This window comes from Acetobacter sp. DmW_125128 (genome assembly GCF_008704325.1).
Classification (GTDB): Bacteria; Pseudomonadota; Alphaproteobacteria; order Acetobacterales; family Acetobacteraceae; genus Acetobacter; species Acetobacter oryzifermentans.
The window spans coordinates 1-26,142 of sequence record NZ_VHOP01000015.1 but is presented as its reverse complement, the minus strand read 5'-3'; the positions used below and the strand labels follow the sequence as shown (position 1 = coordinate 26,142).

The window sequence follows — 26,142 nt, the reverse complement described above, 5'->3', positions numbered from 1 at the left end:
ATCGCCATTCCCTCAATCAACGCAGAAGAAATAGAATCATACAGAAGACCTCAAAACCAGGGGGTTTTTAGAACCCTCCAGGTATTCCCTGCATTCTGGTGCAGGACCACCCTGCCCTGAAAGGCAAACCCTGGATGGAATGGAGTGCGAAGACAGAAGCCGGGAAGCGCGTCGTTCCCATCTGCACAGCCTTACAGCAAGCTGGTTTGCTGGACCTTGCCCAAAGAGCCATGAACCAGAAACGTCACTATCTGTTCCATGACATTGATTTTAAGGGGCAGGACAAGAAGCGTTCTGCCCACATCCAGAGGGATTTCAGCAAGTTCAAATCACGCCTTGGTATTGGCAGGAGCGTGGTGTTCCATTCGTTCCGGCATAACGTGTCTACCAAACTCCGGAACATTCATGAGCATGGCGAGGGTGGGGGTGGGTTACGTGAATCCTGGATTGATGACTTTCTGGGACATGAAAGCCACGACAAGTCAGTCAGAAGCACAGTCTATTTCGATGATGTTGATATTGTGAACCTCAAGAGGGTTGCTGAGAGCGTGAAATATCCTAAGTTTTGGGATGTTGGGAATTTGTTTCTAAACAAGAAAAAAATATAATTTCAAACAAAAATATAATTTCAAACATAAGAATATAGTTTCTATTTTTCATTATATTCTCTTTGAAATAATGCATGAGAACGTTTGACAACAATTAACAATGCCAGACCAAAATGAAGATATAAATATGCAGAAACCATACTTATGTAACATATATTATTAAATACATTCCCACCAACACAACAGTACACAAAAATAAAGTAAAATAATGAAAATATACATAATATAGTTAAATATGATATGTTAGAATCAACCTCTTTTATTATTTTATTCCTCTCATCAAATTTATCTTTTTTGATTATTTCCTTTCCCACAATTGACCATTTTCTAGTAAAAATCCCAAATATAGCCACCTCTATATTCAAAAGTAGCGCGATAAATATACCGAAAAATGTTATAGAAACATTATAAAAATCTTTATCTAATAAAATATTATTCTTATATATGGGATAAAATAAAACCCCCGGAAGCACATAAAAAGTCAACAAATCCACAATAGATATTTTATTATTTTTGCGTCATATAGCGTATTAATATGATTTTTAATTATAGGGGATATATTTATTTTCATTTTTCATCTCCTATAACACTAAAAATATCTTCCAATATTTCCAAAGACTGCAATCTTACTGAGTCGAAAACTGGATGACCGTTAGGCGCACGATCAACACTTTGTGATATATCAATTAACCCAGAATCATTATTACAACCAATTACACCCACCCGCCGAGGTCTACCTCCAATATTCACCTCTGCCGAAACTTCATTAAATTCCATATCTCCAAATGTTAATAGCTTTGTTTGAGCAACTTGAAATCGATCTGTTAAGCTTCTCAAAGGTCCAAAAGACCCCTTTTTCTTTGCTGTAATGCAAAGCTCAACATTTACATCTTCAACACTGCCACCTGTATAATTATCTGTTATATCCGAAGATGCACTTCTATTAATCAATTTAATTTTTTTTACAGGAGCGTCAAAAAAGGATGTCCCCTTCATTTGGTAAGGAACAATTTTTCGGATGTGTATCTTGAAACCTTTAAAACGCTCTGAAAACCACTCATGCAAATCTTGCGATACCAAACGTACACATGATCGCCCCTGAAACGTTTGAAAAGACGCTAGGACATTTTGATCGTCAGGCACCCAAAAATCATGAAATAATGGCACCTCCTCAACGTCATTGATGGAACGGCTGTATGCATATTCGTTACTTTTTCTGTTCTTTAGTTTACTTTCAAATCCGTACGTACCATAGTGAACATATCCTTGATTTCTATTATCATTATTTGAATTTTTAATTTCAAAATACCAAGATCTCTCCGCACGGCTATCAGCTTTTGCAGAAAGACCATCTTGTATGAAGTCATCGATAAAATTTTCTAGCCCCGGAATTTCTTTATAATTTATTTTTTTCCTAATCTATCTTTTGCGTCACTAACATAAATTGAATAAAGTCTGAGACATATCGTAGCCGTCATAATACTAACCTTTATCTTTAAATTATAAGATAATTAAACACAAAAATTTTTAAAGCCCTATAGCTGACAGGCATACCTCTGTTTACAATATGATTATCATATACCACTCGCAACATACCGTATCAAAACCCCACGTTTCCGGGACATGGCAGAAAATCTCTGGCTGTCATGTCTTGGCTTCATATCAGAACTGCGGTTTATGATACAGCCTGAACGGGATTCATGGCTCTCCATGCTGTCATGCGTGAGGTGTTCAGGATACGGGCTACCGCACTGACAGACTTCCCTTCCTCCCTGAGCCTCTGGGCGTGTGTTCTCTGATGTTTGGTCAGGGACCTCTTTCTCCCAAGATGCACACCATTGGCCCTGGCTGATTCCAGACCGGCTATACAGCGTTCCCTGATAATCTCCCTCTCAAACTCCGCAAAGCCAGCCAGAAGGGTCAGAAACAGCCTTCCCGATGGTTTGGCCGTATCAACCCCAAGATTGAGAATACGCACGCTTATGGCTTTTTCATGAAGCGTATCAATCAAAGACAGGACATCCACTGCATTACGACCAAGCCTGTCCAACTTCACCACTGTCAGCGTATCCCCCTTCCTCAGAGCCTTGAGCAGTCCTGAGAGCACAGGTCTCCGGTTCGCCAGCACACTCCCTGAAATTTTCTCTGTCCTGATTGTGTGGGAAGTCAGACCATAACGCATCAGTTCCTTGATTTGTGGGTCATTGGTCTGGTCGTCAGTTGATACGCGGGCATAGCCATAATCCATGTTATTTCTCCATCAATAATTACGCTATTGGTGATACAGAAGTTTCATAAATAAAAATTCACTTATTCTGAAATATAATAAATATTTATTTCCAGTATACTATATTGAAAGAATTTTTTACATTATGGATACTTGCGTGACGCTTAATAGGTCCAGAAAAATGTGCTGTTCCCTGTCCTCTGACATGGGAGTTTTGTCATGATTGTTATTAACAAGCCTTTTGACGGAGTTCCTGTAAAAGGTAGTAAACGTGATTTAATTCTAAATCTTTGCGTGAAGCCACCTCTTGCCGTTCTTCGGCTTTACAGTTTGGTTGGCATTTTGGAAGCTTTGAAGGAGCGTAGCATCGGTGACATAGTCTATGCTATTTTAGGTTCTATTTTCCTTGCTTTGCTTAGTATACCCATATTTTTCATTTTTTATTCGCTATATGTAGTGACATTTCAAGGCTTTGTACTCGGACGGAAGTGCGACAAGTTATTACGTGCAGAGATTCCCACTATCAAAAATATTTAATTGATACCTATAAAAACCTTTAATATATTTTTATTTTTCAAATGCAATTACGCAAGCGGTTTCTCTCAGTTGGTCAAAAGCGGTAATTTATCCCACTTTTATCACTTTCAATAGCTGTGATTTTTTCATGACCAACAGACAGGGACAAATGGTCAAGCTTAACTAGGAAGATGTCCAACAGTGAAGCAATGGAACACAAACGGGTAGTAAGTTTGTCGGTTCGAATCTAGATTTTTCAGTTAGTATGCACAATATTCAACAAAATCGCGAAAACGCTAAGGTGAGTGGTTTCTTTGTGACCGTCAAAGATGTGAATCGTCCAAACTGGCAGTTCACGACTACAGATGAAGCTCTCCAAAACAAATGGATGGAAATCTTCCGTCAGGTCAACGATGGCACCCTGAAACTCCAGGCCTGAATGAATTCACATCAGTCAGACACTTCCAGTTTCCTGTCTGGCTGATGTGCCCTTTCTGACAGAGGATATGCACTTCCTGACCAGCATGATGGCTTGCTTCTTCATGTGCTCAGGAGGTTCAATTCCCATACCCTGAAGACGTTCCAGCAAAGCGAGAACAGCCGAAGCATCCTCTGCACTGACAGCAGGTTTTCCAGTAGAAGCCATTAGGACTTTACCTTGCATTTCTGTCCTGTTTGATTTTTTCCAGAATAGCCAGTGTCAGCCAATCTCCGGCTTTCATGCCCTGCTTCTGGCTCTGAGTGATGACAGCTTGCCTGACATCAGCAGAAATCCCCCTGATGCTCCATGTTTTCGTAGTGTCTTCCATATGTTTCCTTCCCTGTTGAACAGACCTGTCCAACCAGTATGACAGGAACACAGGCAAGGAAGACTGAACGGTGCCAGGAATGACTCAACAACCAGTTTGACAAAGGACGCCCTGAAATCCGGACAACAAAAAAGCCAGATGCGAGAAACATCTGACTTTAACAAATGCGATGGAGACGAAACCACCGAGAGCAAAAAAAGCACTGTTTTTATAAATTGATTATGTAGTATTTAAATGAATTAGTCAAATAAAAAATGTAGTTATCGTAATTTTTCTTCATCCTGATTAAAGGAGATGAATTTTATGGGATTAGCATTTAAAAAACCTGAAGTAGCACTCGACCGATATCCATACGATTGGAGGATGAAAAGGTTCATGCCTTACAATGCCAATCTGTTTTTCATCATGGGTCATGAAATTAAAACAGCCTGATGCAAAAGGCAGAACATGGTGGGATAAACCTTACCATATCTCGGAATACGAAACCGTTTTTGACGTAGCTTATTTCGCATTGAAACAGCATGTCCGATGCTTTGCCCTACGGGTTATTCCAGAAAACCTGTTCCCAAATGATATCCGGGGCATTTCGTCTGTGTCTGATTTTTTCAACACATAGTCGCACAGGTTTCCTGTTGAACCTTGCTGTGTTTTTTCTCTTACCAGCCAACAGAAAGCCCTGTTGACCATTTTATGCAAAACATACAAATGAAACAACAAACAAACCTATTGATTATTTCCATTAATATTATAACTATTTGATATATTTAAGGATTTATTGAATGGAGTAATACTATGATAAATTACAGCACTTTCTTTTCCCTGCTCTCTGAAGGCATCAGAATCCCGGATAATCGTTCCTGTCCCTTGGCTGGACGTTACCTGCGTTGTTTCTCTTCTACGCGTGAAGTCGGATATAGTCGCAGTTTCTACATTCGTGATTTTGTCATGGTGAATGCTCCAAGAACGGCTGTTCCTGAACTCTGCTACCTGTATTGGCGGCGAGTTAGCCGGGAAACTGGTGGCAGAGTATGAAAAAACCACCGATGAACCGGTTCAGGTTATTCCCTTTCCGGCGCACCGCTGACAACAGTTTTCTCAAATACTCCTGTAAATTTCCAGATGTCTCTAGGAGAATATATTCCCAATTACTTTTACAAAATCTTCTAAAGTAATAATTGCTTCACTCCACTCATCTTCTTTATCAATTATCATTCCCCTAACTGAACTATTTTTTGAAAGAATTTTCGCATTAGGTTTTTTTAAGAGAAGTCCTTTCCATTTCAGGGCTTCGAAATAAGAAATTATAGATTTTCCATCGGTAGTTTCAAAATTTTTTGAAAACAAAAATCTAAGAGGAGTAATATATATATATTTTTCCTCTACTGCCAACATGTACGTTTATATAGTATCCGCTTAGAATGCGTGACTCCGGCAAGTCCTGAAAGAAATCAACATTATTAATATCAATACTATATTTACTATGATTGTTTTCTAAAAAAATATTCGCATCATCTTTTAGTTTTTCATCAATTTCTTCATACGTCAATATAACGTTCCATCCTTTCAATGTACCATCACTATCGGGCATTCCTTTCCTATCAGCACTCCATGTCCTGCAAGCAATATCTATTTCAACATCAGATACTGGCAATGCTTGATGGAAACATTTATCAAACCAATCTTTAGCTTATGTATAAACAGATGAACCATATTCATGAAATACACCAACTTCGATGAGACCATTTTGTCCCAGAAAACCTACTCCATTATTGGAAAGGTTTGCAGAGCAAATGATACATCCCACATCAGATAGATACACCTTCGGATGAAATGCGGACATCCAGCGCAAATCATTCCCCAATTTCTTCCTAATCTCAATAAGACTATTAGCGTTTGTTCCACCCATCCCGATATCGCAAATTACCCTTGATGAATCAGGTATATTTTTTTCGGGACCAAAGCCAAGAAAAGCCGATGCAATACAAGAATTTTTCCTAGAGATAATTTCTTTAATTTTATTTTTGAGAAAGGCGTCAAATAAAAAATTTTCCATGAGTTTTTCCTCAAAGAGTTTTGTTATAATAATAACACATTATGCAACCTTCATCGTCAAAACATTTTTGCATAACTTATTTGCGTAACGCATAAATTAATATCTATAATTATATTTGAACGTCACATTTATAATATGTTGACTATTTATTTTATAAGGAGAATTTTATTATGTAATTTCGATTATTAGACAATAAAGCAAGGCCCAAATGGAAAATCAGCCGTTGGACATACAACCCTGAAAAGAAACGAGCCATCAAGGAAACCCTTGGTTCTTTCCCCTGCTACTATTACATAGTTCCCCATTCCATTCTGGATAAATGCACCTCGCAGGAAAAGGCCAAGGTGCTGGAATGGTGGCGTGTCACCAGTGAAGCCGTGAACAGAGAGTGTGTCAGAAGTCAGGTCACAAAGCTTCCTGCTTATCTTCAAAGACCTTGAAACCCTGCTGGACGTTATCCAAGACAATTTTGAAGACCTCGCAGAACTCAAAAAACATGCCTATGCGTTCAAGGATGCTGTCAGCAAGGTTGTTCACAGGAAGTCACACCAACAGAAAAATCAGGAAACCGCCGCATTTCTAGAAGAGAAACTCACATCTTAATTACATAAAAAATAATCTATACTATCAATAAATTACTCAGTTATCCCTACAATCAGGCAGGTCAGTATACAGAGATGGGTCTACCTGGTAAATCTTCCAAACACTACTTTCACGGTGTAGCCTGACGCACACTGCAAGCGGTTCACCGGCCCCTTTTGGAAAATTCATAAGAAGTCGAATAACTGAATTATTTCTATCTGCCTTTATTTCTGTGACGGACATAAAAGAGGCCCATCGTGCATCGAAATCCTGAGTATGGGTGAAATAATTCCTATCTCCAGTCAAATTACTGTAAGTTCCAGACTTATAAGCCGAAATTATTTTGTTGTGCAATTCTTTTGTAATATATTTTCCAATATTCATGTTGCAAAATAAACCATCACGTTTTTTTTTCGCACTACTACTAAACATATGATCGCAATTTATCATGTATTTTTGATAAAATTCCAGAACTTCCTGTGCTGGTGTTGTACTCTGGGCATATGCCCAGATTGGGAAAAAGGTAAAAATACAGAGGGTTAATATTTTATATCCGTTACGGATGCCGGTAAATTTTATAGATTGGTTTCTCATTGCGATATGCTGGACCAGGATATAAGGTTCTCTGCTTGAAATCTGATATCCAAGTATTACCATCGAACATGCACATATGTCCATCTGGGTGCCCTGTGATAGGTTGGATAACAGCAACATCTCCTGCTCGGAATGGCCCCGTTGATGAAACCTCACGAAAACCCGATGCTCTGAGAGACGATCCATAATCCTTTGCATGACGTGTGTGTAGTAAACGAATACCTCCAGCTTCGATGGCCTGACGAGTATAAGTTGCACATAAACCTTGGCTTATTGGCTGAACCTTCGCTCGAAGGTAATGGATTGCCCTATTGACATCCCACGGCATATTTTTCTCCATAATTGGTTTTTTGAGAAAATCTGTTGATGGATCATCAAACAACAAAAACCCGTCAGAATGATTTCTGACGGGTGACATGAAAATGGCGCACAATACGTTCTGGTAATTGTGCTTCTGTCTCTGAGGATCAGTGATCTGATATAATCAGGCCATCACTGGATACAATGGAACCAATGTAACTTATACAAAGCTTTCACCGCGCTCACTGTCAAGCTATAACATCTAGCATAGTCAACAGGGTTTTATGTTGACTGTTTCCCTATTTTTATAATGTTTCATCAACACAAAATGCTGTTTAAGTTTCCAGACAAGCAACACATTTTATAAAAAGCACCTGCATTATACCTGTAAAATACCTTTTTTCCTTATTTTCTGTTTTCTTATCTTGTTTGCCATCCCCTTTGTTATCTTTTGAATATAGCCAGGCATACCGAGTATCCGCTTCGCGTCTTCTGGTAGCTGGCAAGGAGGAAAATGCTTTTCCCCCGTTGACCCCCACTTAAGCAGGAGACCCATTGCATGAGTGAAAAAAGAAAACTGAAAAAATCGCTACTGGTTCGTCTAGATGATAAGCAATATGCGTGCATCATAAACTATGCCAGACAGCGTGACATCACTGCCAACAGTCTTGTGCGCGAGTGCCTGGCTGGTGCTCTTTCTCCCTCTAATACATATCGGAGGATCAAGACAGTCAAAGCCTATAGTCCACGCACACCACCCAAACCGGAATACATCAAGGAACTCTACAGGCTCAGAGAAAGCACGGCTGAACTGTGTGGGGCATTGGTTCAGTATGCCATAAAAACCCGTCAGGATGGTCATGTCATGGCGCATGATGAGGCCGAGAAGCTTATTCCTGATGTGCGTCAGGCTGTGCTCAATCTCGATACCCTACGCAGAAAGCTTGAGAGACATGGATGATCGGAGGAGCCACCCGAGGCAAGGGAGGGTATAACCTCTGGCGTCATCTCCGCGATGACAAAAAGCAGAATGATACCACCCTTGCCGGTGCGTCACGTGGTCTGGTTCAGCAGGGCATTACAGACCAGATTAAAGAACTTACCAGCATTGGACGCTATGCCAGCCACTCCAAGCCTCTCTACCATGTTCACGCTGACCCTGCGAAGGACTGGACGGCTCAGGAATGGGAAGCCTACTGGCAGGATTACGAGAAAGAATTTTCTCTCCAGAAACAGCCCTTCTCTGAATCCATGTCAAACATGGCAGGGAACACAGACACAGGGTTTATTCCCTGCTCCTTCCATCCGGTTCCTGTCTTCGCATGGACCATGACCATGCCAGACGTTAGAAAATTAACAGACTGACTGAACTTCGCACAGGGGAAACCATCACACCAGGTGCTCATAATCGTGCTGTCATCAAGGCTTTAGAAGCAGACGGTAAAACAGCCCAAGCCCAACGTTTAAGAGATGCAGGTCTTTGGGAAATTCAGAAGCCTCAAGCCCGATTAAAACCCCAGGAACGTGCTCAAACAGGAACGCACCCATATTGATAAGGCTGGACTGGCTTTCATCGTTCTCAAGGGCTGGAAAAGCTACAATCCAGATAGTCTGAGAGAGCAGTTAAAGGCTCATGGCTGTTCTCTGGCTATGGGGAATAAGGGGCCGGTTGTCATAGACCGGACGGGCAATGTTCATGCGCTGAACAGGCTGGTCAACATGGCTTCCAAAGCAGAGGGAAAACCTTTGAAAATCACAGCAAAACAGGCTGTGAACTACGTCAGGGGGTATGACCTCCCATTTTATGCAGACATTCAAAAGAAAGGAAAAATCAATGACAGAACCATTCCAGAACTCGGAACAGGACAAGAGGATTACTTTATACCAGCAGACCTACCAGGAAGCCTGTGGAGCGAACAGAAACACACAGGACATTCTCGACCTGATGAGCAACCAGACAGGAGACAAACCCTCACCCATCGACCAGATACAGCAATTGCTCGAAACCATCGCACAGCAACAGGTTCAAATCCTGTCAGCACAAAGCCAGATATTAAAAAGATTGTCTGCACTGGAAAGCTGAACAGACATATCACCCACGTTGCCAGCCTGTCCCATAGTGTTCTTATTACCCCGGATTATATCAGGGACATAAAAACCCAATTGAAAGAATCCAAAGAGGCAGACTGGTATTTTTATCGCAGAGCCTATCAGAACCTTAAAGACCAGCAATACTGGCTTGACCAATGCACCAACAGCATTGACAGCAACATTCTGCTTTTGCTGGTGGGTCTGTGACCATCAGAAATAAGCCTTATCCCATTGCCATGAATTTTGGGCTTCCGGCTCCCATCAGTGATGCAACATGGAACATGATGAGCGATGACCAGTTATCCGTTTTCATAGTGGCTTTTCTGGAAGGTGTTTTAAGGGACATTGAAATCATAAAGGGGGATAGCAAAAATCGCCTGTCCTATTTCAATCGTGACCTTGATTGTAGCTGTGCTTCAGTCCTGAAGAGCTTCTTGCCTGATGAGTATGCATTGGGAGATTATCTGGCCCGCCATTTCCTTGCGGACAGAGTGACAGCCCTGCATGTCTTTGGCGGTGTGCAATGATTTATGGATATGCACGTGTCAGCACCAGAGACCAGTCTACTGATATGAAGGTCAGTCGATTGGTGGAAGCCGGGATTCCAAAAGAAAGAATTTTTATGGATGTCATTTCTGGTGCAACAGAAGACCGGCCACAGTTAAACAGTTTGCTGTCTCTGTTCAACAAGGAGGATGTTCTGACAGAGGAGGTGGATATGTCAGACAGGTCCAGCCGTGTCAGTTATCTGTTGATGTCTGTTATTGCCCAGAATGAACGTGAGACCATTAATGAGCGCATTAGAAGTGGCATAGACCATGCTCAGAAATATGGAACGAAAACAGGTCGTCCCATAGGCAGACCCAAAGCCAGTTCTGCAAAGGTGCAACATGCTCTTGACCTTTTAGCATCTGGAAAAAGCTACAGACATGCGTCTTCCATTGCGAGTGTGTCTTTAGCCACATTGGTCAGACGTGTTCAGGCCATGCAACAGAAGAACCAGTTCACACGCCAGACACATCATTGAAAACAAAGATTCTTGTGGGTTTTGATGCCCCGGTAGGTTTCTCGCCGATATCGAACGCAACCCCGGCTGTCGAGAACGGCAGCCATTAACTCCGCCCTGCGACCAAAGGCGATACGCAGCATAGCTCGCAGATCAGACACCAACGCTTTGAAACAGCCTGACTCCATCCAGCGACCGGATTGCTAGTAGACTGCCGACCACGGTGGAGGATCATTCGGCATGGCGCAATAGGTAATTCCGTAGCGGATCACATAACGTACTCCGTTAAACAGTTCGCTCAATGCGTGATGTCGCAGTTCCTCATCCTCGCGTATCAGGAGCAGATATGGAACAAGCAGAGACCATTCTTCGTTTGATACGCCAGAGGAATACGGTTTACGTGCAGGCATCACTTCTCATTACTGCACCAATCAGACGCAAAAGTTCGGAACGTCTTCCGGCACAAGAGGAAGATCAGCCAAGGGTGTCTTCTTTCCTCAAGATTACCACTTCAAAACCACGACGTGCGCACCGTTTCTTGTAGCAAGACCAAAGATGAGAGGATTAATTTTCAAGCCAAACAAATATTTGACAAGTTATTTCTCTAGATTTTTATGTTACATTCCATGTGGTTTAAAAATTGTCTACAAAATCTTTATCTGGAACATGAAAATTTTCACAAACATAACACCGAAGTATTTCCTTATCGTTGCTTTTATCTGTATGTTCTTATCAGGATGTGCAGATGACCACGGTAAAGGAGCAATGCATGCTTCTGTTTCAAGGTGTTTTTCAAAATATCCACTTGCAAAAGGCACAGCCTACAAACGCTTTAGCTGCATCTATCAGGCACATTCTCAATACGGGCCTGTTGCTATGGGGGAGCATTATAACCTTCTTTTGCAGGTAGACTTGGCATCCTTGATTGTAGGGCAGGAAATTGATGAGGGCATTTTGACCGTAAAGGAAGGCGAAACAGCTCTCCACTGGGTAACCACGAAAGCTTATTATCAAGCCTCCCAAAATATATTATCTATAAATCCATAAAATATTATAATATTACGGAAATAACAAAATAAAGAGGAAGCATTTACAAAAATATGCTTCCTCTAAAAATACAACAGAAATACTTTTTAAACCTGCGCCTTATTGTGTTCTAGGAACAATAATTGGATCTGATGACTTTTTATTAGAATTCAAGACAACACTGCCAGATTGCGTAGAGTACGTTGCTGTTGTGGATTGCTGGGGCGTACGCGGCGGATGGAAAGCTGAAACCGGGCCCAAAATACCGCCAGCAGATTTTTGCATTGTGCCTTCAGGCTGGCGGGCGCAGCCACGTGTAATAATGGAACAGATACCATCTGTTCCAACCATTTCGTCATTATTGCCTGTATAATGCACATCCGAGACACGGTCATGATCCAGACGGATCACCGCAGAACAACTCGTTCCACCCCCGCCACCAAGCTGTGCAATTGTTGTTGCAATATCACCTATCGGAATAAGGGTGGAACCACCATAGCTCGGCTGTGGCTGCGTTCCTGTATAAACAAAAATCTGAGTTGTATCATTAATCTGTTTAGTTGCTGTTGGCAGACCCGCACAGGCTTGCAGATCATAGGAAGTCATCCCAATCATTGTGATTTGTGCTTTATGCGCAGCCCGTGAATCAAAATACCCGCACCCACTCAGACTCACAGAGAGTGAGGCAACCGCGAACAAACCCGCAATACGACACTTCATTTCTTTGATTATCCTCACACTTTACCTAAACACTTCCACAGAGAAGCGTAGCCATTTTAATTTACTGTGCTCTCCTCCACACAATGCACGATGTTAAATAAAGTGTGAACATTTCTTTTTTGATAAATTAAATCACAAATATTATCAATATATATTTCTTATTGTCACTTTATTTTATAATACTAGTTAGAAAATACTATCTTGCTTCCTTGATCTCTTCCTATCATCATAGACTTTCCCAAGCAGTGTATGACAATTTAAAAACGTCATACAAAACGGCCAGTGCGGCCAAAGGAGAATTTTCTGATCATGCTGGCCCTGTCTCGTTGTAAAGCGCTTACCTATTCGCCACTTCTTATTGGCCTTTTTGCGCTGAGCGCCTGTATCAGCCCCGGTCAGCCACCTGCACCTCCTTTACCTGCCTTGGCACAAGCTGCACCATTTACGTCTGCTGACGCAAATTTTGTCCAACAATTGAATGAAATGGATCTCACCCATATTGCGTTAGCAAACCTTGCCAAAGCCCATTCGGCTCGCAACGACATCGCTCTTCTCAGCCCGACTATCGTAAAAGATCTAACAGAAAACCATGACATACTCACCAAATTAGCAACAACTCATACTTTAACGCTGCCTGCAAAGCCCTCTGCTCAAAACCAAAAAATTATTGATCGGTTGCAACATTTATATGGCTCAGCGTTTGACCGAAGCTACTCCCGTTATTTCATGAGCAGCACAGCCAAAATGAAATTAGTTCTTACGACAGAAATTACTACATCCAAAAATACAGATCTGATCAAAATCGCTACCGATATCATGACCAAAATCAAAACTTATCAGTCGTAAATCAAATAAAAATTTTACTCTATATAATTACGAAAATATATTTATATAGAATATATATTTTTTAATCGCCCTTCACAGAAGGTACCGTCAAAATGGAACCTTCTGTGAAAGCGATTTATTCGTGCCCCAGCCATTACACCAACCCCACATATCTAAACGTCTATCCAATATATACTTACAACCCTATTGTTTTAGACGTCCAACATTATGATAAATGATCTTTGGTTGATTACTTTTCTATCATGCATACTCAACACGACCTAATTTCATAAAATTCTTAGAAAAAATTTCTGATTTTATTTTTATTTCAAAAATATTTTTAAAATAATTTAAACAGATAGAAAACGTGTAAGTTTCTCAACATCAACATCTTCTTTTGTTGTCTGATACACAATATTTCCCCCTTCAATCACCAGAATACGGTCTGCAATATCCAAAGCAAAACTGAGCACCTGTTCAGACACCATAATACTTAAACCACTATTATCACGGATTTGTTTCAACGTCTGCGCCATCTCAAGTATAATAGATGGTTGTATGCCTTCTGTAGGTTCGTCCAACAAAAGAACTTTAGGACGTGTTGCCAAAGCACGTGCTATTGCAAGCTGCTGTTGCTGTCCGCCAGATAAATTACCTCCTCTTCGTGATCCCATTTCTTGCAAAACCGGAAAAATTTTATAGAGATCTTCTGGAACATACTTTTCATTCCTCACAAATAAACCAGTCTCAATATTTTCGGTTACTGTCATGGCAGGGAATATCATACGCCCTTGAGGAACATAGGCCAGACCAGATTCAACACGCTTATAAGCTGGCAACTTTGTAATATCTTTACCATCAAGCCCGATACTTCCTGAACGAAGAGGTAAATTGCCAATAAGCGATTTCATGAGTGTCGTCTTCCCCATACCATTACGCCCCATGAGAACGACAATTTCACCATGTCCAACTTGTAAATCAACGCCGTGCAGAACTTCACTAGCCCCATAAGCCACATGTAAGTTTCGAACATCCAACAGCGATTTATCCAACGTCGCAACATTCGTAATTTTATTGTTATATTGAGTGTCCAAGATACACCTCCACAACTTTTGGGTCGTTTTTCACATGTTCCATTGAACCATCTGAAATAATACGCCCCTGATGAAGAACAGTAACCCGGTGGGCAATTTTTTCTACAAACCCCATATCATGCTCAATTACAAGAACTGAACGTGACTGTATAATACGCTGAAGTAGCTCTGCTGTACGTACGCGTTCATTAACTGTCATACCTGCGACAGGTTCATCCAGCATCAAAAGTGCAGGGTCCTGGATAAGCAACATTCCTATTTCCAGCCACTGTTTCTGGCCATGGCTAAGATCAGCAGCTTTACGATCAAGATGGTTATAAAGAAAAATAATTTCCGAAATTTCTTTTATACGATTTATAATTTTCTTATCTCTCTTAAAAAAAAGTGCCTCAAAAACACTTCTTCCGGATGGGTATGATATTTCCAAATTTTCAAAAACCGTTAGATCTTCATAGACAGATGGCGTCTGAAACTTGCGCCCTACCCCAGCCCGAACAATATCATACTCCTTAAGCCGAGTGAGCTCCCGCCCTTCGAACTGAATAGAGCCTGATGTGGCTTTTGTACGCCCACAAATGAGGTCTAGAACCGTTGTTTTACCCGCACCATTAGGCCCAATTATTACCCGAATTTCCCCTTTTTCAAGCTGAAACGATAAGTTATCAACCGCTTTAAACCCATCGAAAGATACACTAAGGTTTTCAACAGAAAGCAATGTTTCATTTTGCATTTTCATCTTGCTTTCTTTCTTATGCTGTTTCATCTACAGCATGTGAGGTCTGACTGCGGTTTCCGCCAAGAATACGAAGGACATATGGGTCAATATAATTCTCATAAAGACTGGCAAGGCCTCCAGGTAAAAAAACAACAATACCAATAAACAAGCCACCCATAGCAAAAGTCCAAAGCTCCGGGAGCGATTCCGAAAAGCTCGTGCGAGCCCAGTTTACCAAAAGCGTGCCATACACGGCCCCAACCAATGAATTACGTCCACCTACCGCACAGTAAATTACCATTTCAATAGAAGGTACAATCCCAACAAATGTGGGAGACATAAACCCCACTTCTAATGTAAAGAGAGCACCACCAACACCAGCCATAGCTGCCGCCAAAGCAAAAATGAATATTTTAAAATTTGCAACATTATAACCAGAAAATCTTACTCTATCTTCCTGATCCCGCATCGCACGCAAAATACGGCCGAGCTTGCTTTGCCGCACAAAACGCACCAGAAGCAAACAAGCCAAAAGTAAAAAAACGCCTGCGTAGTAAAGAACAAGTTTGGCATGATCATTACGAATATCCCAACCATCAAGCGTACGAAGATCTGTAATACCATTGACTCCACCGGTATATCCCTGCTGACCTATGATAAGAATGGTCAAAACAGATGCTATAGCCTGTGTAATAATTGCAAAATATGTTCCTCCAACACGGCGTTTAAACATCGCTGCACCGATCACCATCGCAAGAATTACTGGCACGGCTACAATTGCCACGAGTGAAAAAGAAAGACTATGGAACGGCTTCCAGAACCAAGGTAAGGCCGTAATCTGGTTCCAATCCATAAAATCGGGAATACCTGGAGTAGACTGGCTTTTGGTAGCCTCCAAAGTAGAGGCCTGGAGCTTTAGAAACATGGCCATACAATATCCACCAAGCCCAAAAAATATTCCCTGACCAAGACTAAGAATTCCTGAATCTCCCCAGCATGCAACCAGCCCAATGGTTACAAAAGTATACGTAAGATATTTGCCGACAAGATTAAGGCGAAATGCATCTAATCCCAAAGGCAATACAATCAGGAGGATGACAGACAGAATTGAAAGGAATAAGATATCTTTGCGGCTTTGAAGCGAAAACATATTCCCTTCTCCTAACGACGGACTTTAAGGGCAAATAGACCCTGTGGACGCAACATGAGAATGCCTATGACAGTAAGCAGAACAAACACTTGCGCCATGGAACCATTAAGGAAAAACTCAAGGATAGAACGTGCTTGAGAAATACTGAATGAAGACGCAATTGTCCCCCCCAGACTTTCAGTACCTCCAAATGCAACAACCAAAAATGTATCCACAATATATTGCTGGCCTGCCGTAGGGCTTGTGGATCCAATCATGGTAAAAGCCGAACCCGCAACACCAGCAACTCCACAACCTAAACCGAAAGTAAAACGATCAACCCGTTCGGTATTAATGCCGACATTACCAGCCATTGTTCGATTTTGCATGACTGCACGTACCTGCTTACCCCAGCCTGATTTATAAAGCAGAGCATAGATTGCGCCGGTAATTAGAAATGTAATCGCAATGACAATCATACCATTGATAGGAATCTGAATAGTATCACTGAGATTCCATGACCCCATCATCCAGTCAGGAAGCGTTACCCCTACTTCACGGGCACCAAATGTTGACCGAAAGATTTGCTGCAAAATCAAACTAACGCCCCATGTAGCAAGAAGTGTATCCAGCGGTCTTTTATAAAGAAAACGTATTAATGACCATTCCAGAAACATCCCGGATATACCAGAAACAATAAATGCGAGAACCACGGCAACAAAAAAATATAGCCCAAACAGCGCTGGTGCCCATTGCGCAAAAATATAGGAACAAACGTAAGTTGTATAAGCCCCGAGGATCATGAATTCCCCATGAGCCATATTGATCACACCCATCTGACCAAAAACGATGGCCAGACCTAATGCCATCAGGAGAAAAACTGAAAACAAGATGAGCCCAGCAAAACTTTGCATAACAAAAATGGATGCCAGGTCATTAAATGAATATCCCGAAAGCATAATCAAGTATCTCCTGATGAGGGGAGAAAGAAAAACCGAATGAACGGTCAGTGCCCACGTAGTTTATTGATATCCAACGGGGAACGGATTTGGCTCCATGAGTTCTGGTGTTTCATAAATCACATCGAACTGACCATCTGTACGGGCACGACCGACCAGTGTTTTACTCCACAGATGATGATTTTTATGAATCCGCACATAACCTTCGGGAGCATTTTTGAATTCAATACCCGGAGATGCATCAATCACCTTACTGATATCGAAAGTTCCGGCCTTTTCTACTGTAAGTTTCCATAACCATGGCCCCAGATAAGCTGCTTGTGTAACATCCCCAATTACACTTTTTTCACCCCACATTTTTTTGAAAGCCGCAACAAATTTTTTGTTGTCAGGAGTATCAATGCTCTGGAAGTACTTCATGCATGCGTAGGCGCCTGCTATATTTTCGCCTCCAATGCCAAGTATTTCATCTTCTGTAACAGAAATGGTCATCAGATTGTGCTTGGATAGATCTAGCCCAGCGGCCTTAAGTTGCTTGTAAAAGGCCACATTTGAACCACCGACAATGATCGCATAGATCACATCTGGCTTCATGAGCTTAATTTTATTGATGACGGAGTTAAATTGAGAGTCCCCCAGCGGAAAGTATTCTTCACCCACCACACGGGATCCCTTAAGGTGATTCTCAATATGCTTGCGCGCTATTTTATTCGCTGTTCGGGGCCAAATATAATCGGACCCAAGGAGATAGTATGTTTTCGCGTTCTTCTCCTTACTGATCCAGTCAAGGCCAGCAAGAATTTGCTGTGTAGCCTCCTGTCCGGTATAGATCACGTTACGTGACTGCTCGAGTCCTTCATAAAATGTCGGGTAATAAAGCAGCCCATTGTACTGTTCGAATACAGGCAACACAGCTTTGCGTGATGCAGATGTCCAACACCCAAAGACAGATGCACATTTGTCATTTTCAAGAAGTTTACGCGCTTTTTCGGCAAACGTTGGCCAGTCACTGGCACCGTCTTCCTGAATGAAGTTGATTTTCCGGCCGAGAACGCCGCCACTTTCATTAATCTGCGCAATGGCCAACTTCTCTGCTTCAACAGACCCGATCTCGCTCAGCGCCATGGTACCTGTGATAGAATGTAGAATTCCAACTGTGACAGTATCATCGGTAACGGCTAGCCCCGTCGTATTCACTGCGGCAGTCGATGGAACATCTGCATATGCAAGACGAGATAGAAGAGGAGTGAGTGAAAGAGCTGAAAGACCAGCAAGCATCTGACGACGGCTGGCTTGTTGCTTCAAAAGATCAATTTTCTTGTCAGGCATAAGACCTACCACCTTGGCTGCGAGTGTCGATACACTCCGTGACAACAACCTGACTGTCGGAAAGTAGGCACGCGTTCGCCATACGTCGATTAACGTACAACAATGGGTCTAAAAGACTCTTTTCATTCCGGAATCGTTATTTACTATACATTCGACAGATTTTTGGTCCACACTCCAGCAGAAGCTCTCATAGTGTCGTGGGGAGACGCATGTTCCCACATCAGCGAATCATCAGATCACGCCGCACCTACAACCGCTGGGTCGCGGATGAAACAATGGAAGATTATGCCTTGCGCTTCACGCCCGAAGCAGCACGGCGATGGTCTCCTTTAAGTGTCGCGAATACAGCCTTTGGAGGTGTTTCTTTTCTTGCCCTCGAAATGATTGGAGGTATCGTCTTTTTAAAATATGGCTTTCCAAACGCCTGCCTAGCACTGCTGTTGGGTATTGCGCTGATTTTCCTATTAAGCCTCCCTATCAGCTACTATTCCTCACGCTATGGCATAGATCTTGATCTACTTACACGTGGTGCTGGCTTCGGTTACATTGGTTCAACTCTTACCTCTCTTATCTATGCGTCATTCACTTTTATATTTTTTGCCATAGAAGGCGCGATACTCTCCGACATACTCAAAATGTGCCTCGATATCCCCCTTTGGCTAGGTTACATATTTTCAGCACTCGTTATCATTCCAATAGTTGCAAAAGGTTTTACTCTTATAAGCCGCTTTCAGAGATGGACTGTTGCACCATGGCTTATTCTTCAGCTACTCCCTTTCTTGGTTATGGCCTGGAAGCAACCTGTACCTATAACAGATTGGATACATTACGCAGGCACAGGTGAACTTCCTGTTTTGGAATTGGCCGGAATTGGAGGGGCTCTGTCGATCATATTTTCGGTGATTACCCAGATAGGTGAACAAGTAGATTTTCTTCGCTTTCTTCCCGTGCCAAAACAGACGTACCAGAAATGGACGTGGTGGGGCGTACTCCTTACATGCGGTGCGGGCTGGATATTCCCCGGTGGGTTGAAAATCCTTGCAGGTATGTTTCTAGCATGGATTGCTATTATCCATGGCGTGCTCCCAGTAGAAGCACAACAACCTACAACCATGTATCTCCTTGCCTTTCAGCAGGTAACATCGATTCATGGCCTTGCGCTCGTATTGACCATTCTGTTCATTGTGCTGTCACAGCTAAAAATTAATATTACAAATGCTTACGCAGGATCTATTGCATGGTCCAATTTCTTTTCCCGCATGACTCATAGCCACCCCGGGCGCATTGTGTGGGTGGTATTCAATGTCGGGCTGGGCCTACTTTTGATGGAAATGGATGTATATAGCACCATTGTGCATATGCTGTTCCTCCATTCAACAATTGCAGCCTCGTGGATAGGTGCACTTACATCAGACCTCATCATCAATAAACCACTTGGTTTTAGCCCAGCAGGAATCGAATTTCGCCGCGCCTATCTTTACGACATCAACCCTGTAGGTATGGGAAGCATGACAGGCGGCCTTGTTATAGCCGCAGCAAGTTACACGGGGCTATTTGGTGACACATTATCAGCTTTTTCCCCATTTATCGGGTTAACAACCTCCTTTTGTCTGGCGCCTTTTATCGGATGGTTGACCGAAGGACGTTATTATCTGGCACGCCCTCCCCTCTCTCTTCAAGGCGACAAAGTTCATTGTGTGTGCGTGATTTGCAAAAACTCTTTTGAACAGGAAGATATAGCCTTCTGTCCTGTCTATACGGGGTTTATCTGCTCGTTGTGTTGCACGTTGGACTCCCGTTGTCGCGATGCATGCAAAGCAGAAACAGCACATCTTTCAGGGCAAATAAAAAAAGTAACCTACAGTATATTCCCTAAATTTATTGCTACCCAAGTATCTGGTATTTTAGGTCGTTATTTTATTATTTTTTCGATACTTATTTTTTTCATGGGAATTATTTTATACAGCATTTATATAAACATTTTAAAAATTCCACACATTTTACCCAACCAGCTTTACATTATTTTCTGGAAAACATTCTTTTTGCTCAGTGCACCTTTAACCGTCATTGCATGGTTTCTGGTACTCAGCCAACGCAGTTATCGTGCCGCAGAAGATGAAAATAGATTTCAAACACGTCTTCTTATGAGAGAAATACATGCGCACAAACGCACGGATCAGGAATTAAAAAAAGCTAAAGAACGTGCTGAATCAGCTAATCTTTCAAAAAGTCGATTTATGGTAGGTGTTAGTCACGAAATCCGTACACCTCTCAACTCCATCATGGGTTATGCTTACCTTCTAGAAAATAAAATGCTCACGCCTGAAAAACAAAATGAAGGATTAAAAGTTATACAACGGAGCACAGAACATTTAAGTGGTCTGATTGAAGGTTTATTTGATATTTCAAAAATAGAAGCGGGTCGTATGGAGATTCTGCGCGAAAAAATTAATTTTCGAGAATTTCTAAAGCATCTTACTGAAATGCTTCGTTTTCAGGTCAATCAAAAAAAACTGCTGTTTATTGAGCATATTCCAGATGATCTGCCTGAATACGTTATGACAGATCAAAGAAGACTCCGACAAATTTTAATTAATCTTCTTTCCAATGCTATCAAATTTACACCAAGCGGATCTGTGTCATTTTCCGTCAGATGGAACATGGAAATTGCAACTTTTGAGATACAAGATACAGGGATAGGAATACCCGCAACTGACATAGAGCGTATTCACGAACCCTTCCAGCGCAGTTCTCACCCTGCTTCACAAAGCATTCAGGGAACCGGACTTGGTTTAACTATAACTCGCCTTCTTGTACAGATTTTAGGAGGTGAACTCACAATCAAAAGCCAGGTTGGACTGGGTACAACTTGCCGCGTGCGGCTAATGCTCGCACAAACAGAATCAAAGGAAAACCCGGCGCCTACATATAATGTTCAAATACATGAAGGTAGTAAGCGCCCATCTGTTTTTGTTGTTGATGATGATAGTATTCATCGCGGAATGATAAATGATGTTCTAGAGCCTTTTGGGTTTTTAGTTTACTCTGCAGCAAGTGCGCAAGAATGCCTTGATATTGCAAAACATGTTCGGATCGATATTTTCCTTATTGATATCAACATGCCCGAAATGAATGGATGGGAATTAGCACGTCATTTACGGAACAGTATAAACCATGATTCTACTATCTTTGTTATTTCTGCTGATGAACAAACGCGCTTAGGTAACAACCGAGAAGGACTTTGCAATAGCATTCTTTCCAAACCTGTTTCAATTCCAGATCTGCTTCTTCTTATAAACCAAGCACTCAGTGCTATAAAACCGTCTCCAAAGCCAACAAAACCCTCGGCTACATCTCTTCATAGAGTACCAGATAACCATCTTGCAGAATTACGTCGCTTATCTCGAATTGGACATGTTGCCGGAATCATACGTCTTCTTGATAAAATAGATGATTCCGTTGATGCTCAGCTTATTCGCGATATGGCTTACCGATCGCAAATGCAAAAATTGCAAAAATTTCTAGAAGATTATAAGGAAATATCATGAATGACATTGTTCTTGTTGTAGATGACAGCCCAGAAAATCTTTCTCTTATAATGAATATATTGGAAAATTCTGGGTTCACTACTCTTGTTTCGCAATCTGCCAAGAATGCCCTTTCCATACTTTTAGATGTAGATGTTGATCTGGTGCTTTTGGATGCTCTTATGCCAGAAACAAATGGTTTTGAAATGTGCACACAAATGAAACAGATGCCAGCGCTATGTGATATTCCTGTTATATTCATGACTGGTCTTTCTGAGCAAAAACATATTGTACAGGCTTTTGATGTTGGCAGCGTTGATTATATCATCAAACCTATACAACCGCCTGAACTTCTAGCTCGTGTTCAAACTCACCTTAAAAACGCTCGCACCACAAGATCTATCTACCGAGCAATTGATTTTTCCGGGCGCCATTTTCTAGCTGTAAACAAACAAGGGAAAATCTTATGGTTTACGCCACAAGTTCCCCTGATTCTGGACGATACCCTCATCGCAGAGAGCTCATATCTTCCTGAAGATATCTTACACTGGTATCAGCATTGCCAAATAGAACCCACCATAGCAGAAGTATGCTATAAACATCCAAATAAAAGTAAGAATATAAATGTAAATCTTATTTTTATGGGACAACCAGAACCGGAAGAATTTCTTATACGTCTAACTGTTTCTAAAGAAGGGAATGAGATTGCTTCATTACAAAAACGCCTTAATCTAACAGCGCGAGAAGCAGAAGTTCTATTCTGGATTTCAAAAGGCAAAACCAATCGGGATATTGCAGAAATACTTTCTATCAGCCATAGAACAGTTAATAAACATCTTGAACAAGCTTACGTAAAAATAGGGGTTGAAAACCGTGCATCTGCAACCGCACGTGTTCTTCAAGCCCTTCTGGTGTAGATAAAAAATAACCACCTGCCTTATTTAACAGGTGGTTATTATCAAAAGCTATTTTGGCATTGGACCAAGTTTTACGCCATCAGGATAGTATTTCCACCCATCTCGAATACGAACCTTATTATCCCATGGAAGTTTATATTCTCCTGCAGCAAGATCTCTTACCCATGTAAGGTAATTTTCTTTCTCTCCTCCAGGTTTTCCAACATAAGCACGACATCCAAGATTAAATATATTGTTTTCTAGTGCCCAGTTTTCACGTGCTTTATCTACCAAACGAGGGAACAATTCCGCCGTGACAATTTCCCATGGGTTACGATGCCCTTGTTGGATCACATTGCCATCATAATTACAGATTGTGCCTTCACCAAAATAATAAAATACGTTGTCATACCCGGCCAAATTGACAGACATGGTGTACATAAGATTCTGCCAGGCATTTGTTTTATTAGTCCAAACCCACTGATCATTGACCTGTGTCGAATATCCAGAAATGCGAATATAAACATTAGCTCCTTTATACGCAGCTTCACGCGCTAGTTCTGGAAACATACCATCGTGACAGATGCATACAGCCAACCGCGATCCTTTAGGGCCTTCACACACAGGCATTCCCAAATTACCTGGAGACCAAGGCTCGATCGGTACCCATGGTTGTAGCTTACGATAATGTAAGGCGATTTCACCCTCAGCATTAATAATAATGGCTGTATTATAAGGAGGTAATGAAGGATTCTCGTTTTTCTCCATCAGAGAAAATACACCCCATACAGCGTTCCTACGGCATGCCTCTTTAAAACGAGTAATTTCTTCACTTTCGAGGGTCAGCAACATCTCATCATAAGTCCAGATTGCCGTATTGAGACCCTGCGTTGAATACTCAGGAAAAACTATAAGGTCGAGATCCGGATACCCTGCCTTGGTTGAATCAACCGCACGACAGATCTGGTCAACCTGTGTCTGAATATCTTCAGGACCTTTAATGACCGGGACCGGATATTGAATCAATGCAACAAGAAGGGCTTCTTCCCACGCACTCACACTGCCGGTGCTTCCCATGAATCTCTCCCATACTTTGTGTCGAAAACCTATTTAGGTTCGGTGGTATGTGGTTTGGAGGCATATATTCCTCAAACCCGCTTCATGATCGTCCGATATAATATGGCTTTTGGCCCATACGTTGTTTGACGTACAGAAAATGAAAATTTTATATTTAAAAACAGAACATACAAAATTTTTGCAAAATAAATTTAACAAAAATATTGATTGTATTTTGTTTTATAAGGAATTTTTAAATTTTATTACTTTACTGTCCGTTTTCCAGAAAATTTTCAAAACTGATTTACCTCATTGGAATAAGTCATTTCACGCATGCAAAAATTTAGGTTCGTTATCGTAATGTTATAAATGTAACCCAACAGTGAACCTCGGATAAAGGAGGGAACGCATGATTACGGTCAGTTCAAGGTTTTCGAAAAATTGGACGATACATCTTTCTCGCTCTAGTCGCATCCTTTCTACCTGCTTCATTTTGGGAGCCATAACCTCACAATATGCACATGCTGCAGTCACGGTAAATTTTGGCAAGGATCAGTTTTTTACGCTTGGAGTTGGCGTCAAAGCGCAGTACCTATCAAAAGATCCGAATGCAACACCAAGCAATTCAAGTGCCGCCAGCGCAAGCAACTTACGTATTTATATGGGAGCACAGTTCCATAAATATGTTAAAACAACCGTCAATCTTGAACGATTGCGTGACGGAAATTGGAACGTTCTTGATGGTATTTTGCAGATTGAACCCTGGAAAGCATTCAATGTTTGGGGTGGTCGTATGCTCACCCCAAGTGATCGCTCCAACCTTGATGGACCATACTTCCTTAGTACATATGCCTTCCCCATTGTTGCTCAATACCCTGGAGCCTGGTCTGGCCGTGATGATGGGCTGGCCGTTTGGGGCAGACTTCTAAAAAATCATTTTCGCTATGTGGCCGGTGTCTATCGCGGTCATAACTGGCAGCGCGATGCCTCCAACTATGGTGAGCATCCTTTGTTTGCCAGTCGCTTAGAATACAACTTCCTTGATCCCGAACCATCACCCGCCTACTACACAGCCAGTACTTATTATGGAAAAGCTGATATCCTTGCTATTGGCCTAGCAGGCCAGTACGAAACGGATGGTGTAGGTACAGCACAACAAAAAGGCGATTATAAAGCCTGGAATATTGATGGCCTATTTGAAAAACGAATTGGCCCCGATGCGCGCTATGGTGTTTATACTTTAGAAGGCGCCTACTATCAGTATTATACGGATGGCGTAAAAGATATTGCCGCAGGTTATCACCAACGTTCTGCAGATTATGGGAATGTTGGAGGTATCAACAATGGTACGGCTTTTCTGGCCAGCACCGCTTACCTTATTCCTTACACACTAGGCTGGGGCCGGTTACAGCCTTTGGTAAGATACCAGCAATTTCGCTATAAAAAAGATATGTACGGCCCTGGCCATCCTAAAACCACCCAATTTGATGCTGGCGCAAACTATGTTCTGGATGGCCACAACCTTCGTTTTACCTTTGACTATGTCAGGTACAAACCCATGGGCACGCACGCGTCCAATGCTTTCTTACTGGGAATGCAATTTCAGTACTAATCACTGCGCCTAATAAAGGTAAATTATATAATGGATGGTTCAAAATGAACTTCTGGGAGATAGGAAAATGCTAAACCTAAAGCAACGAGTAGTAAGCGCTGCTGCTGCTCTAACTATCAGTATCATTGGGAATACTGCATGGGCCGTAGAGCCTGCGTTGGAAAGTCTAGATTGTCGGCACCTCTTTGTAGAAGATGTGAAACTTTCAGACAAAGTTGATGCGCTACAGTACAAGGAAGAAACCGATATAGAAAACGGAAATGCAGAAGAAGACAAAGGATTTTTTGTAAAACTTGATCCAATACCAGGTATAGGTGTTATGAAAGGTATGACCTTAACCCCAGCAGGTAAGCCTCTTCGAGAAGATTCTACCGAAATGGGACTAGGGCCTGTTAGCGCTTGAAATTCTTCCCATATTGTAGGGATGGAAGAAGGAGACGGAACAGGCACTTTTACGGACGAGACATG

The 26,142-nt window shown here is 41.8% G+C and carries 32 protein-coding genes and 1 pseudogene; 16 read left to right on the top strand and 17 right to left on the bottom strand.

Features of this window, described 5'->3' with window-relative positions:
- The first annotated feature begins 134 nt into the window (after positions 1 to 134).
- Positions 135 to 608 (top strand): hypothetical protein, encoded by a 474-nt coding sequence (locus tag FKW19_RS06280; protein ID WP_238331377.1) that lies wholly within the window; start codon positions 135 to 137, stop codon positions 606 to 608.
- Positions 609 to 649: 41 nt separating this feature from the next.
- Here FKW19_RS06280 and FKW19_RS06275 read toward each other — a convergent pair whose 3' ends face one another.
- The 3 genes from FKW19_RS06275 to FKW19_RS06265 form a co-directional block, all read right to left on the bottom strand.
- Positions 650 to 1,102 (bottom strand): hypothetical protein, encoded by a 453-nt coding sequence (locus FKW19_RS06275; protein WP_089178402.1) that lies wholly within the window; start codon positions 1,100 to 1,102, stop codon positions 650 to 652.
- Between the two features lie 73 nt (positions 1,103 to 1,175).
- Positions 1,176 to 1,751, bottom strand: a complete 576-nt coding sequence (locus tag FKW19_RS06270) for a hypothetical protein (protein WP_123809118.1) — start codon at positions 1,749 to 1,751, stop codon at positions 1,176 to 1,178.
- A 532-nt stretch (positions 1,752 to 2,283) separates the two neighbouring features.
- Positions 2,284 to 2,856 (bottom strand): recombinase family protein, encoded by a 573-nt coding sequence (locus FKW19_RS06265; protein WP_089178400.1) that lies wholly within the window; start codon positions 2,854 to 2,856, stop codon positions 2,284 to 2,286.
- Positions 2,857 to 3,054: 198 nt separating this feature from the next.
- Between FKW19_RS06265 and FKW19_RS06260 the strand changes: the two genes are divergently transcribed.
- On the top strand, positions 3,055 to 3,372 hold the full coding sequence (locus FKW19_RS06260; RefSeq protein ID WP_089178399.1) for a hypothetical protein: 318 nt from the start codon (positions 3,055 to 3,057) through the stop codon (positions 3,370 to 3,372).
- Between the two features lie 229 nt (positions 3,373 to 3,601).
- A pseudogene (locus tag FKW19_RS06255) lies at positions 3,602 to 3,790 on the top strand (DUF4755 domain-containing protein); the annotation flags it as partial.
- Positions 3,791 to 4,004: 214 nt separating this feature from the next.
- On the opposite strand, the gene FKW19_RS15400 reads toward FKW19_RS06255, so the two are convergent.
- Positions 4,005 to 4,160: a hypothetical protein gene (locus tag FKW19_RS15400; protein WP_162870731.1), complete on the bottom strand. Its 156-nt coding sequence runs from the start codon at positions 4,158 to 4,160 to the stop codon at positions 4,005 to 4,007.
- A 952-nt stretch (positions 4,161 to 5,112) separates the two neighbouring features.
- On the opposite strand from FKW19_RS15400, the gene FKW19_RS15940 reads away from it, so the two are divergent.
- A complete protein-coding gene (locus tag FKW19_RS15940; RefSeq protein ID WP_255446538.1) occupies positions 5,113 to 5,244 on the top strand; it encodes a hypothetical protein in 132 nt (43 codons plus the stop codon).
- Between the two features lie 41 nt (positions 5,245 to 5,285).
- On the opposite strand, the gene FKW19_RS06250 is transcribed toward FKW19_RS15940, so the two are convergent.
- From FKW19_RS06250 to FKW19_RS06240, 3 genes are all read right to left on the bottom strand, one after another.
- On the bottom strand, positions 5,286 to 5,552 hold the full coding sequence (locus tag FKW19_RS06250; protein WP_089178396.1) for a hypothetical protein: 267 nt from the start codon (positions 5,550 to 5,552) through the stop codon (positions 5,286 to 5,288).
- Positions 5,509 to 5,748 (bottom strand): hypothetical protein, encoded by a 240-nt coding sequence (locus FKW19_RS06245; RefSeq protein WP_116100320.1) that lies wholly within the window; start codon positions 5,746 to 5,748, stop codon positions 5,509 to 5,511. Before FKW19_RS06245 ends, FKW19_RS06250 begins: the two co-directional genes overlap by 44 nt.
- A gap of 99 nt (positions 5,749 to 5,847) precedes the next feature.
- On the bottom strand, positions 5,848 to 6,213 hold the full coding sequence (locus FKW19_RS06240; RefSeq protein ID WP_089178395.1) for a hypothetical protein: 366 nt from the start codon (positions 6,211 to 6,213) through the stop codon (positions 5,848 to 5,850).
- A gap of 390 nt (positions 6,214 to 6,603) precedes the next feature.
- Here FKW19_RS06240 and FKW19_RS06235 point away from each other — a divergent pair, with 390 nt between their 5' ends.
- The gene (locus FKW19_RS06235) at positions 6,604 to 6,816 is read left to right on the top strand and encodes a hypothetical protein (protein ID WP_089178394.1); all 213 of its coding nucleotides are present in this window, start codon (positions 6,604 to 6,606) and stop codon (positions 6,814 to 6,816) included.
- A gap of 36 nt (positions 6,817 to 6,852) precedes the next feature.
- Here FKW19_RS06235 and FKW19_RS06230 read toward each other — a convergent pair whose 3' ends face one another.
- Together FKW19_RS06230 and FKW19_RS06225 are read right to left on the bottom strand one after the other, a co-directional pair.
- Positions 6,853 to 7,389: a DUF3828 domain-containing protein gene (locus FKW19_RS06230; RefSeq protein WP_162870730.1), complete on the bottom strand. Its 537-nt coding sequence runs from the start codon at positions 7,387 to 7,389 to the stop codon at positions 6,853 to 6,855.
- Positions 7,352 to 7,807 carry a hypothetical protein gene (locus tag FKW19_RS06225; RefSeq protein ID WP_202878120.1) on the bottom strand — a complete coding sequence of 152 codons (456 nt, stop codon included), beginning with the start codon at positions 7,805 to 7,807 and terminating at the stop codon, positions 7,352 to 7,354. Before FKW19_RS06225 ends, FKW19_RS06230 begins: the two co-directional genes overlap by 38 nt.
- Positions 7,808 to 8,248: 441 nt before the next feature.
- Between FKW19_RS06225 and FKW19_RS06220 the strand changes: the two genes are divergently transcribed.
- From FKW19_RS06220 to FKW19_RS06200, 5 genes are all read left to right on the top strand, one after another.
- Positions 8,249 to 8,650 (top strand): hypothetical protein, encoded by a 402-nt coding sequence (locus FKW19_RS06220; protein ID WP_089178392.1) that lies wholly within the window; start codon positions 8,249 to 8,251, stop codon positions 8,648 to 8,650.
- Entirely contained in the window at positions 8,647 to 9,054 is a 408-nt protein-coding gene (locus FKW19_RS06215; protein ID WP_089178391.1) for a hypothetical protein, read from the top strand. The genes FKW19_RS06220 and FKW19_RS06215 overlap by 4 nt, the downstream gene beginning before the upstream one ends.
- A 354-nt stretch (positions 9,055 to 9,408) precedes the next feature.
- Positions 9,409 to 9,987, top strand: a complete 579-nt coding sequence (locus FKW19_RS06210; protein ID WP_150150584.1) for a hypothetical protein — start codon at positions 9,409 to 9,411, stop codon at positions 9,985 to 9,987.
- A gap of 74 nt (positions 9,988 to 10,061) precedes the next feature.
- Positions 10,062 to 10,307 (top strand): hypothetical protein, encoded by a 246-nt coding sequence (locus FKW19_RS06205; RefSeq protein ID WP_150150663.1) that lies wholly within the window; start codon positions 10,062 to 10,064, stop codon positions 10,305 to 10,307.
- Entirely contained in the window at positions 10,304 to 10,807 is a 504-nt protein-coding gene (locus tag FKW19_RS06200) for a recombinase family protein (protein ID WP_089178388.1), read from the top strand. The genes FKW19_RS06205 and FKW19_RS06200 overlap by 4 nt, the downstream gene beginning before the upstream one ends.
- 182 nt (positions 10,808 to 10,989) lie before the next feature.
- On the opposite strand, the gene FKW19_RS15665 is transcribed toward FKW19_RS06200, so the two are convergent.
- Positions 10,990 to 11,196: a transposase gene (locus FKW19_RS15665; RefSeq protein ID WP_238331187.1), complete on the bottom strand. Its 207-nt coding sequence runs from the start codon at positions 11,194 to 11,196 to the stop codon at positions 10,990 to 10,992.
- Between the two features lie 256 nt (positions 11,197 to 11,452).
- On the opposite strand from FKW19_RS15665, the gene FKW19_RS06190 reads away from it, so the two are divergent.
- Positions 11,453 to 11,833, top strand: coding sequence for a hypothetical protein (locus FKW19_RS06190; protein ID WP_238333247.1), 381 nt, complete (start codon positions 11,453 to 11,455; stop codon positions 11,831 to 11,833).
- A gap of 99 nt (positions 11,834 to 11,932) precedes the next feature.
- Here the strand turns inward: FKW19_RS06190 and FKW19_RS06185 are convergent, their stop codons facing one another.
- Complete coding sequence (locus FKW19_RS06185; protein ID WP_089178386.1) at positions 11,933 to 12,427, bottom strand: hypothetical protein; 495 nt, start codon at positions 12,425 to 12,427, stop codon at positions 11,933 to 11,935.
- A gap of 414 nt (positions 12,428 to 12,841) precedes the next feature.
- Between FKW19_RS06185 and FKW19_RS06180 the strand changes: the two genes are divergently transcribed.
- The gene (locus FKW19_RS06180) at positions 12,842 to 13,378 is read left to right on the top strand and encodes a DUF4142 domain-containing protein (protein ID WP_089178385.1); all 537 of its coding nucleotides are present in this window, start codon (positions 12,842 to 12,844) and stop codon (positions 13,376 to 13,378) included.
- A gap of 329 nt (positions 13,379 to 13,707) precedes the next feature.
- On the opposite strand, the gene urtE is transcribed toward FKW19_RS06180, so the two are convergent.
- From urtE to urtA, 5 genes are all read right to left on the bottom strand, one after another.
- Complete coding sequence (gene urtE / locus FKW19_RS06175; RefSeq protein WP_330217271.1) at positions 13,708 to 14,409, bottom strand: urea ABC transporter ATP-binding subunit UrtE; 702 nt, start codon at positions 14,407 to 14,409, stop codon at positions 13,708 to 13,710.
- A 25-nt stretch (positions 14,410 to 14,434) separates the two neighbouring features.
- Positions 14,435 to 15,187 carry an urea ABC transporter ATP-binding protein UrtD gene (gene urtD, locus FKW19_RS06170; RefSeq protein WP_089179864.1) on the bottom strand — a complete coding sequence of 251 codons (753 nt, stop codon included), beginning with the start codon at positions 15,185 to 15,187 and terminating at the stop codon, positions 14,435 to 14,437.
- Positions 15,188 to 15,200: 13 nt separating this feature from the next.
- Positions 15,201 to 16,316, bottom strand: coding sequence for an urea ABC transporter permease subunit UrtC (gene urtC / locus FKW19_RS06165; protein WP_089178384.1), 1,116 nt, complete (start codon positions 16,314 to 16,316; stop codon positions 15,201 to 15,203).
- A gap of 11 nt (positions 16,317 to 16,327) precedes the next feature.
- The gene (gene urtB, locus FKW19_RS06160; protein WP_089178383.1) at positions 16,328 to 17,254 is read right to left on the bottom strand and encodes an urea ABC transporter permease subunit UrtB; all 927 of its coding nucleotides are present in this window, start codon (positions 17,252 to 17,254) and stop codon (positions 16,328 to 16,330) included.
- A 63-nt stretch (positions 17,255 to 17,317) separates the two neighbouring features.
- Positions 17,318 to 18,532 carry an urea ABC transporter substrate-binding protein gene (gene urtA, locus FKW19_RS06155; protein WP_089179863.1) on the bottom strand — a complete coding sequence of 405 codons (1,215 nt, stop codon included), beginning with the start codon at positions 18,530 to 18,532 and terminating at the stop codon, positions 17,318 to 17,320.
- 260 nt (positions 18,533 to 18,792) lie between these two features.
- On the opposite strand from urtA, the gene FKW19_RS06150 reads away from it, so the two are divergent.
- Together FKW19_RS06150 and FKW19_RS06145 are read left to right on the top strand one after the other, a co-directional pair.
- Positions 18,793 to 22,131, top strand: coding sequence for an ATP-binding protein (locus FKW19_RS06150; protein ID WP_162870729.1), 3,339 nt, complete (start codon positions 18,793 to 18,795; stop codon positions 22,129 to 22,131).
- Positions 22,128 to 23,027, top strand: a complete 900-nt coding sequence (locus FKW19_RS06145) for a DNA-binding response regulator (protein ID WP_089178381.1) — start codon at positions 22,128 to 22,130, stop codon at positions 23,025 to 23,027. Before FKW19_RS06150 ends, FKW19_RS06145 begins: the two co-directional genes overlap by 4 nt.
- Positions 23,028 to 23,075: 48 nt before the next feature.
- On the opposite strand, the gene FKW19_RS06140 is transcribed toward FKW19_RS06145, so the two are convergent.
- Complete coding sequence (locus tag FKW19_RS06140; RefSeq protein WP_006116730.1) at positions 23,076 to 24,083, bottom strand: formamidase; 1,008 nt, start codon at positions 24,081 to 24,083, stop codon at positions 23,076 to 23,078.
- Positions 24,084 to 24,471: 388 nt separating this feature from the next.
- Between FKW19_RS06140 and FKW19_RS06135 the strand changes: the two genes are divergently transcribed.
- Positions 24,472 to 25,674 carry a porin gene (locus tag FKW19_RS06135; protein ID WP_238331190.1) on the top strand — a complete coding sequence of 401 codons (1,203 nt, stop codon included), beginning with the start codon at positions 24,472 to 24,474 and terminating at the stop codon, positions 25,672 to 25,674.
- 34 nt (positions 25,675 to 25,708) lie between these two features.
- Entirely contained in the window at positions 25,709 to 26,077 is a 369-nt protein-coding gene (locus FKW19_RS06130) for a hypothetical protein (RefSeq protein ID WP_238331191.1), read from the top strand.
- The last annotated feature ends 65 nt before the right edge of the window (positions 26,078 to 26,142 follow it).

Bases quoted from the DNA above. Each gene is read 5' to 3' on its own strand.
- FKW19_RS06280 (WP_238331377.1), top strand. From the start codon at position 135: ATGGAATGGAGTGCGAAGACAGAAGCCGGGAAGCGCGTCGTTCCCATC.
- FKW19_RS06265 (WP_089178400.1), bottom strand. From the start codon at position 2,856: ATGGATTATGGCTATGCCCGCGTATCAACTGACGACCAGACCAATGAC.
- FKW19_RS06260 (WP_089178399.1), top strand. From the start codon at position 3,055: ATGATTGTTATTAACAAGCCTTTTGACGGAGTTCCTGTAAAAGGTAGT.
- FKW19_RS15400 (WP_162870731.1), bottom strand. From the start codon at position 4,160: ATGGAAGACACTACGAAAACATGGAGCATCAGGGGGATTTCTGCTGAT.
- FKW19_RS15940 (WP_255446538.1), top strand. From the start codon at position 5,113: ATGCTCCAAGAACGGCTGTTCCTGAACTCTGCTACCTGTATTGGCGGC.
- FKW19_RS06250 (WP_089178396.1), bottom strand. From the start codon at position 5,552: ATGTTGGCAGTAGAGGAAAAATATATATATATTACTCCTCTTAGATTT.
- FKW19_RS06245 (WP_116100320.1), bottom strand. From the start codon at position 5,748: ATGCCCGATAGTGATGGTACATTGAAAGGATGGAACGTTATATTGACG.
- FKW19_RS06240 (WP_089178395.1), bottom strand. From the start codon at position 6,213: ATGGAAAATTTTTTATTTGACGCCTTTCTCAAAAATAAAATTAAAGAA.
- FKW19_RS06230 (WP_162870730.1), bottom strand. From the start codon at position 7,389: ATGAGAAACCAATCTATAAAATTTACCGGCATCCGTAACGGATATAAA.
- FKW19_RS06225 (WP_202878120.1), bottom strand. From the start codon at position 7,807: ATGTCACCCGTCAGAAATCATTCTGACGGGTTTTTGTTGTTTGATGAT.
- FKW19_RS06220 (WP_089178392.1), top strand. From the start codon at position 8,249: ATGAGTGAAAAAAGAAAACTGAAAAAATCGCTACTGGTTCGTCTAGAT.
- FKW19_RS06215 (WP_089178391.1), top strand. From the start codon at position 8,647: ATGATCGGAGGAGCCACCCGAGGCAAGGGAGGGTATAACCTCTGGCGT.
- FKW19_RS06210 (WP_150150584.1), top strand. From the start codon at position 9,409: ATGGCTTCCAAAGCAGAGGGAAAACCTTTGAAAATCACAGCAAAACAG.
- FKW19_RS06205 (WP_150150663.1), top strand. From the start codon at position 10,062: ATGATGAGCGATGACCAGTTATCCGTTTTCATAGTGGCTTTTCTGGAA.
- FKW19_RS06200 (WP_089178388.1), top strand. From the start codon at position 10,304: ATGATTTATGGATATGCACGTGTCAGCACCAGAGACCAGTCTACTGAT.
- FKW19_RS15665 (WP_238331187.1), bottom strand. From the start codon at position 11,196: ATGCCTGCACGTAAACCGTATTCCTCTGGCGTATCAAACGAAGAATGG.
- FKW19_RS06190 (WP_238333247.1), top strand. From the start codon at position 11,453: ATGAAAATTTTCACAAACATAACACCGAAGTATTTCCTTATCGTTGCT.
- FKW19_RS06185 (WP_089178386.1), bottom strand. From the start codon at position 12,427: ATGATTGGGATGACTTCCTATGATCTGCAAGCCTGTGCGGGTCTGCCA.
- FKW19_RS06180 (WP_089178385.1), top strand. From the start codon at position 12,842: ATGCTGGCCCTGTCTCGTTGTAAAGCGCTTACCTATTCGCCACTTCTT.
- urtD (WP_089179864.1), bottom strand. From the start codon at position 15,187: ATGAAAATGCAAAATGAAACATTGCTTTCTGTTGAAAACCTTAGTGTA.
- urtC (WP_089178384.1), bottom strand. From the start codon at position 16,316: ATGTTTTCGCTTCAAAGCCGCAAAGATATCTTATTCCTTTCAATTCTG.
- urtB (WP_089178383.1), bottom strand. From the start codon at position 17,254: ATGCTTTCGGGATATTCATTTAATGACCTGGCATCCATTTTTGTTATG.
- urtA (WP_089179863.1), bottom strand. From the start codon at position 18,532: ATGCTTGCTGGTCTTTCAGCTCTTTCACTCACTCCTCTTCTATCTCGT.
- FKW19_RS06150 (WP_162870729.1), top strand. From the start codon at position 18,793: ATGTTCCCACATCAGCGAATCATCAGATCACGCCGCACCTACAACCGC.
- FKW19_RS06145 (WP_089178381.1), top strand. From the start codon at position 22,128: ATGAATGACATTGTTCTTGTTGTAGATGACAGCCCAGAAAATCTTTCT.
- FKW19_RS06140 (WP_006116730.1), bottom strand. From the start codon at position 24,083: ATGGGAAGCACCGGCAGTGTGAGTGCGTGGGAAGAAGCCCTTCTTGTT.
- FKW19_RS06135 (WP_238331190.1), top strand. From the start codon at position 24,472: ATGATTACGGTCAGTTCAAGGTTTTCGAAAAATTGGACGATACATCTT.
- FKW19_RS06130 (WP_238331191.1), top strand. From the start codon at position 25,709: ATGGTTCAAAATGAACTTCTGGGAGATAGGAAAATGCTAAACCTAAAG.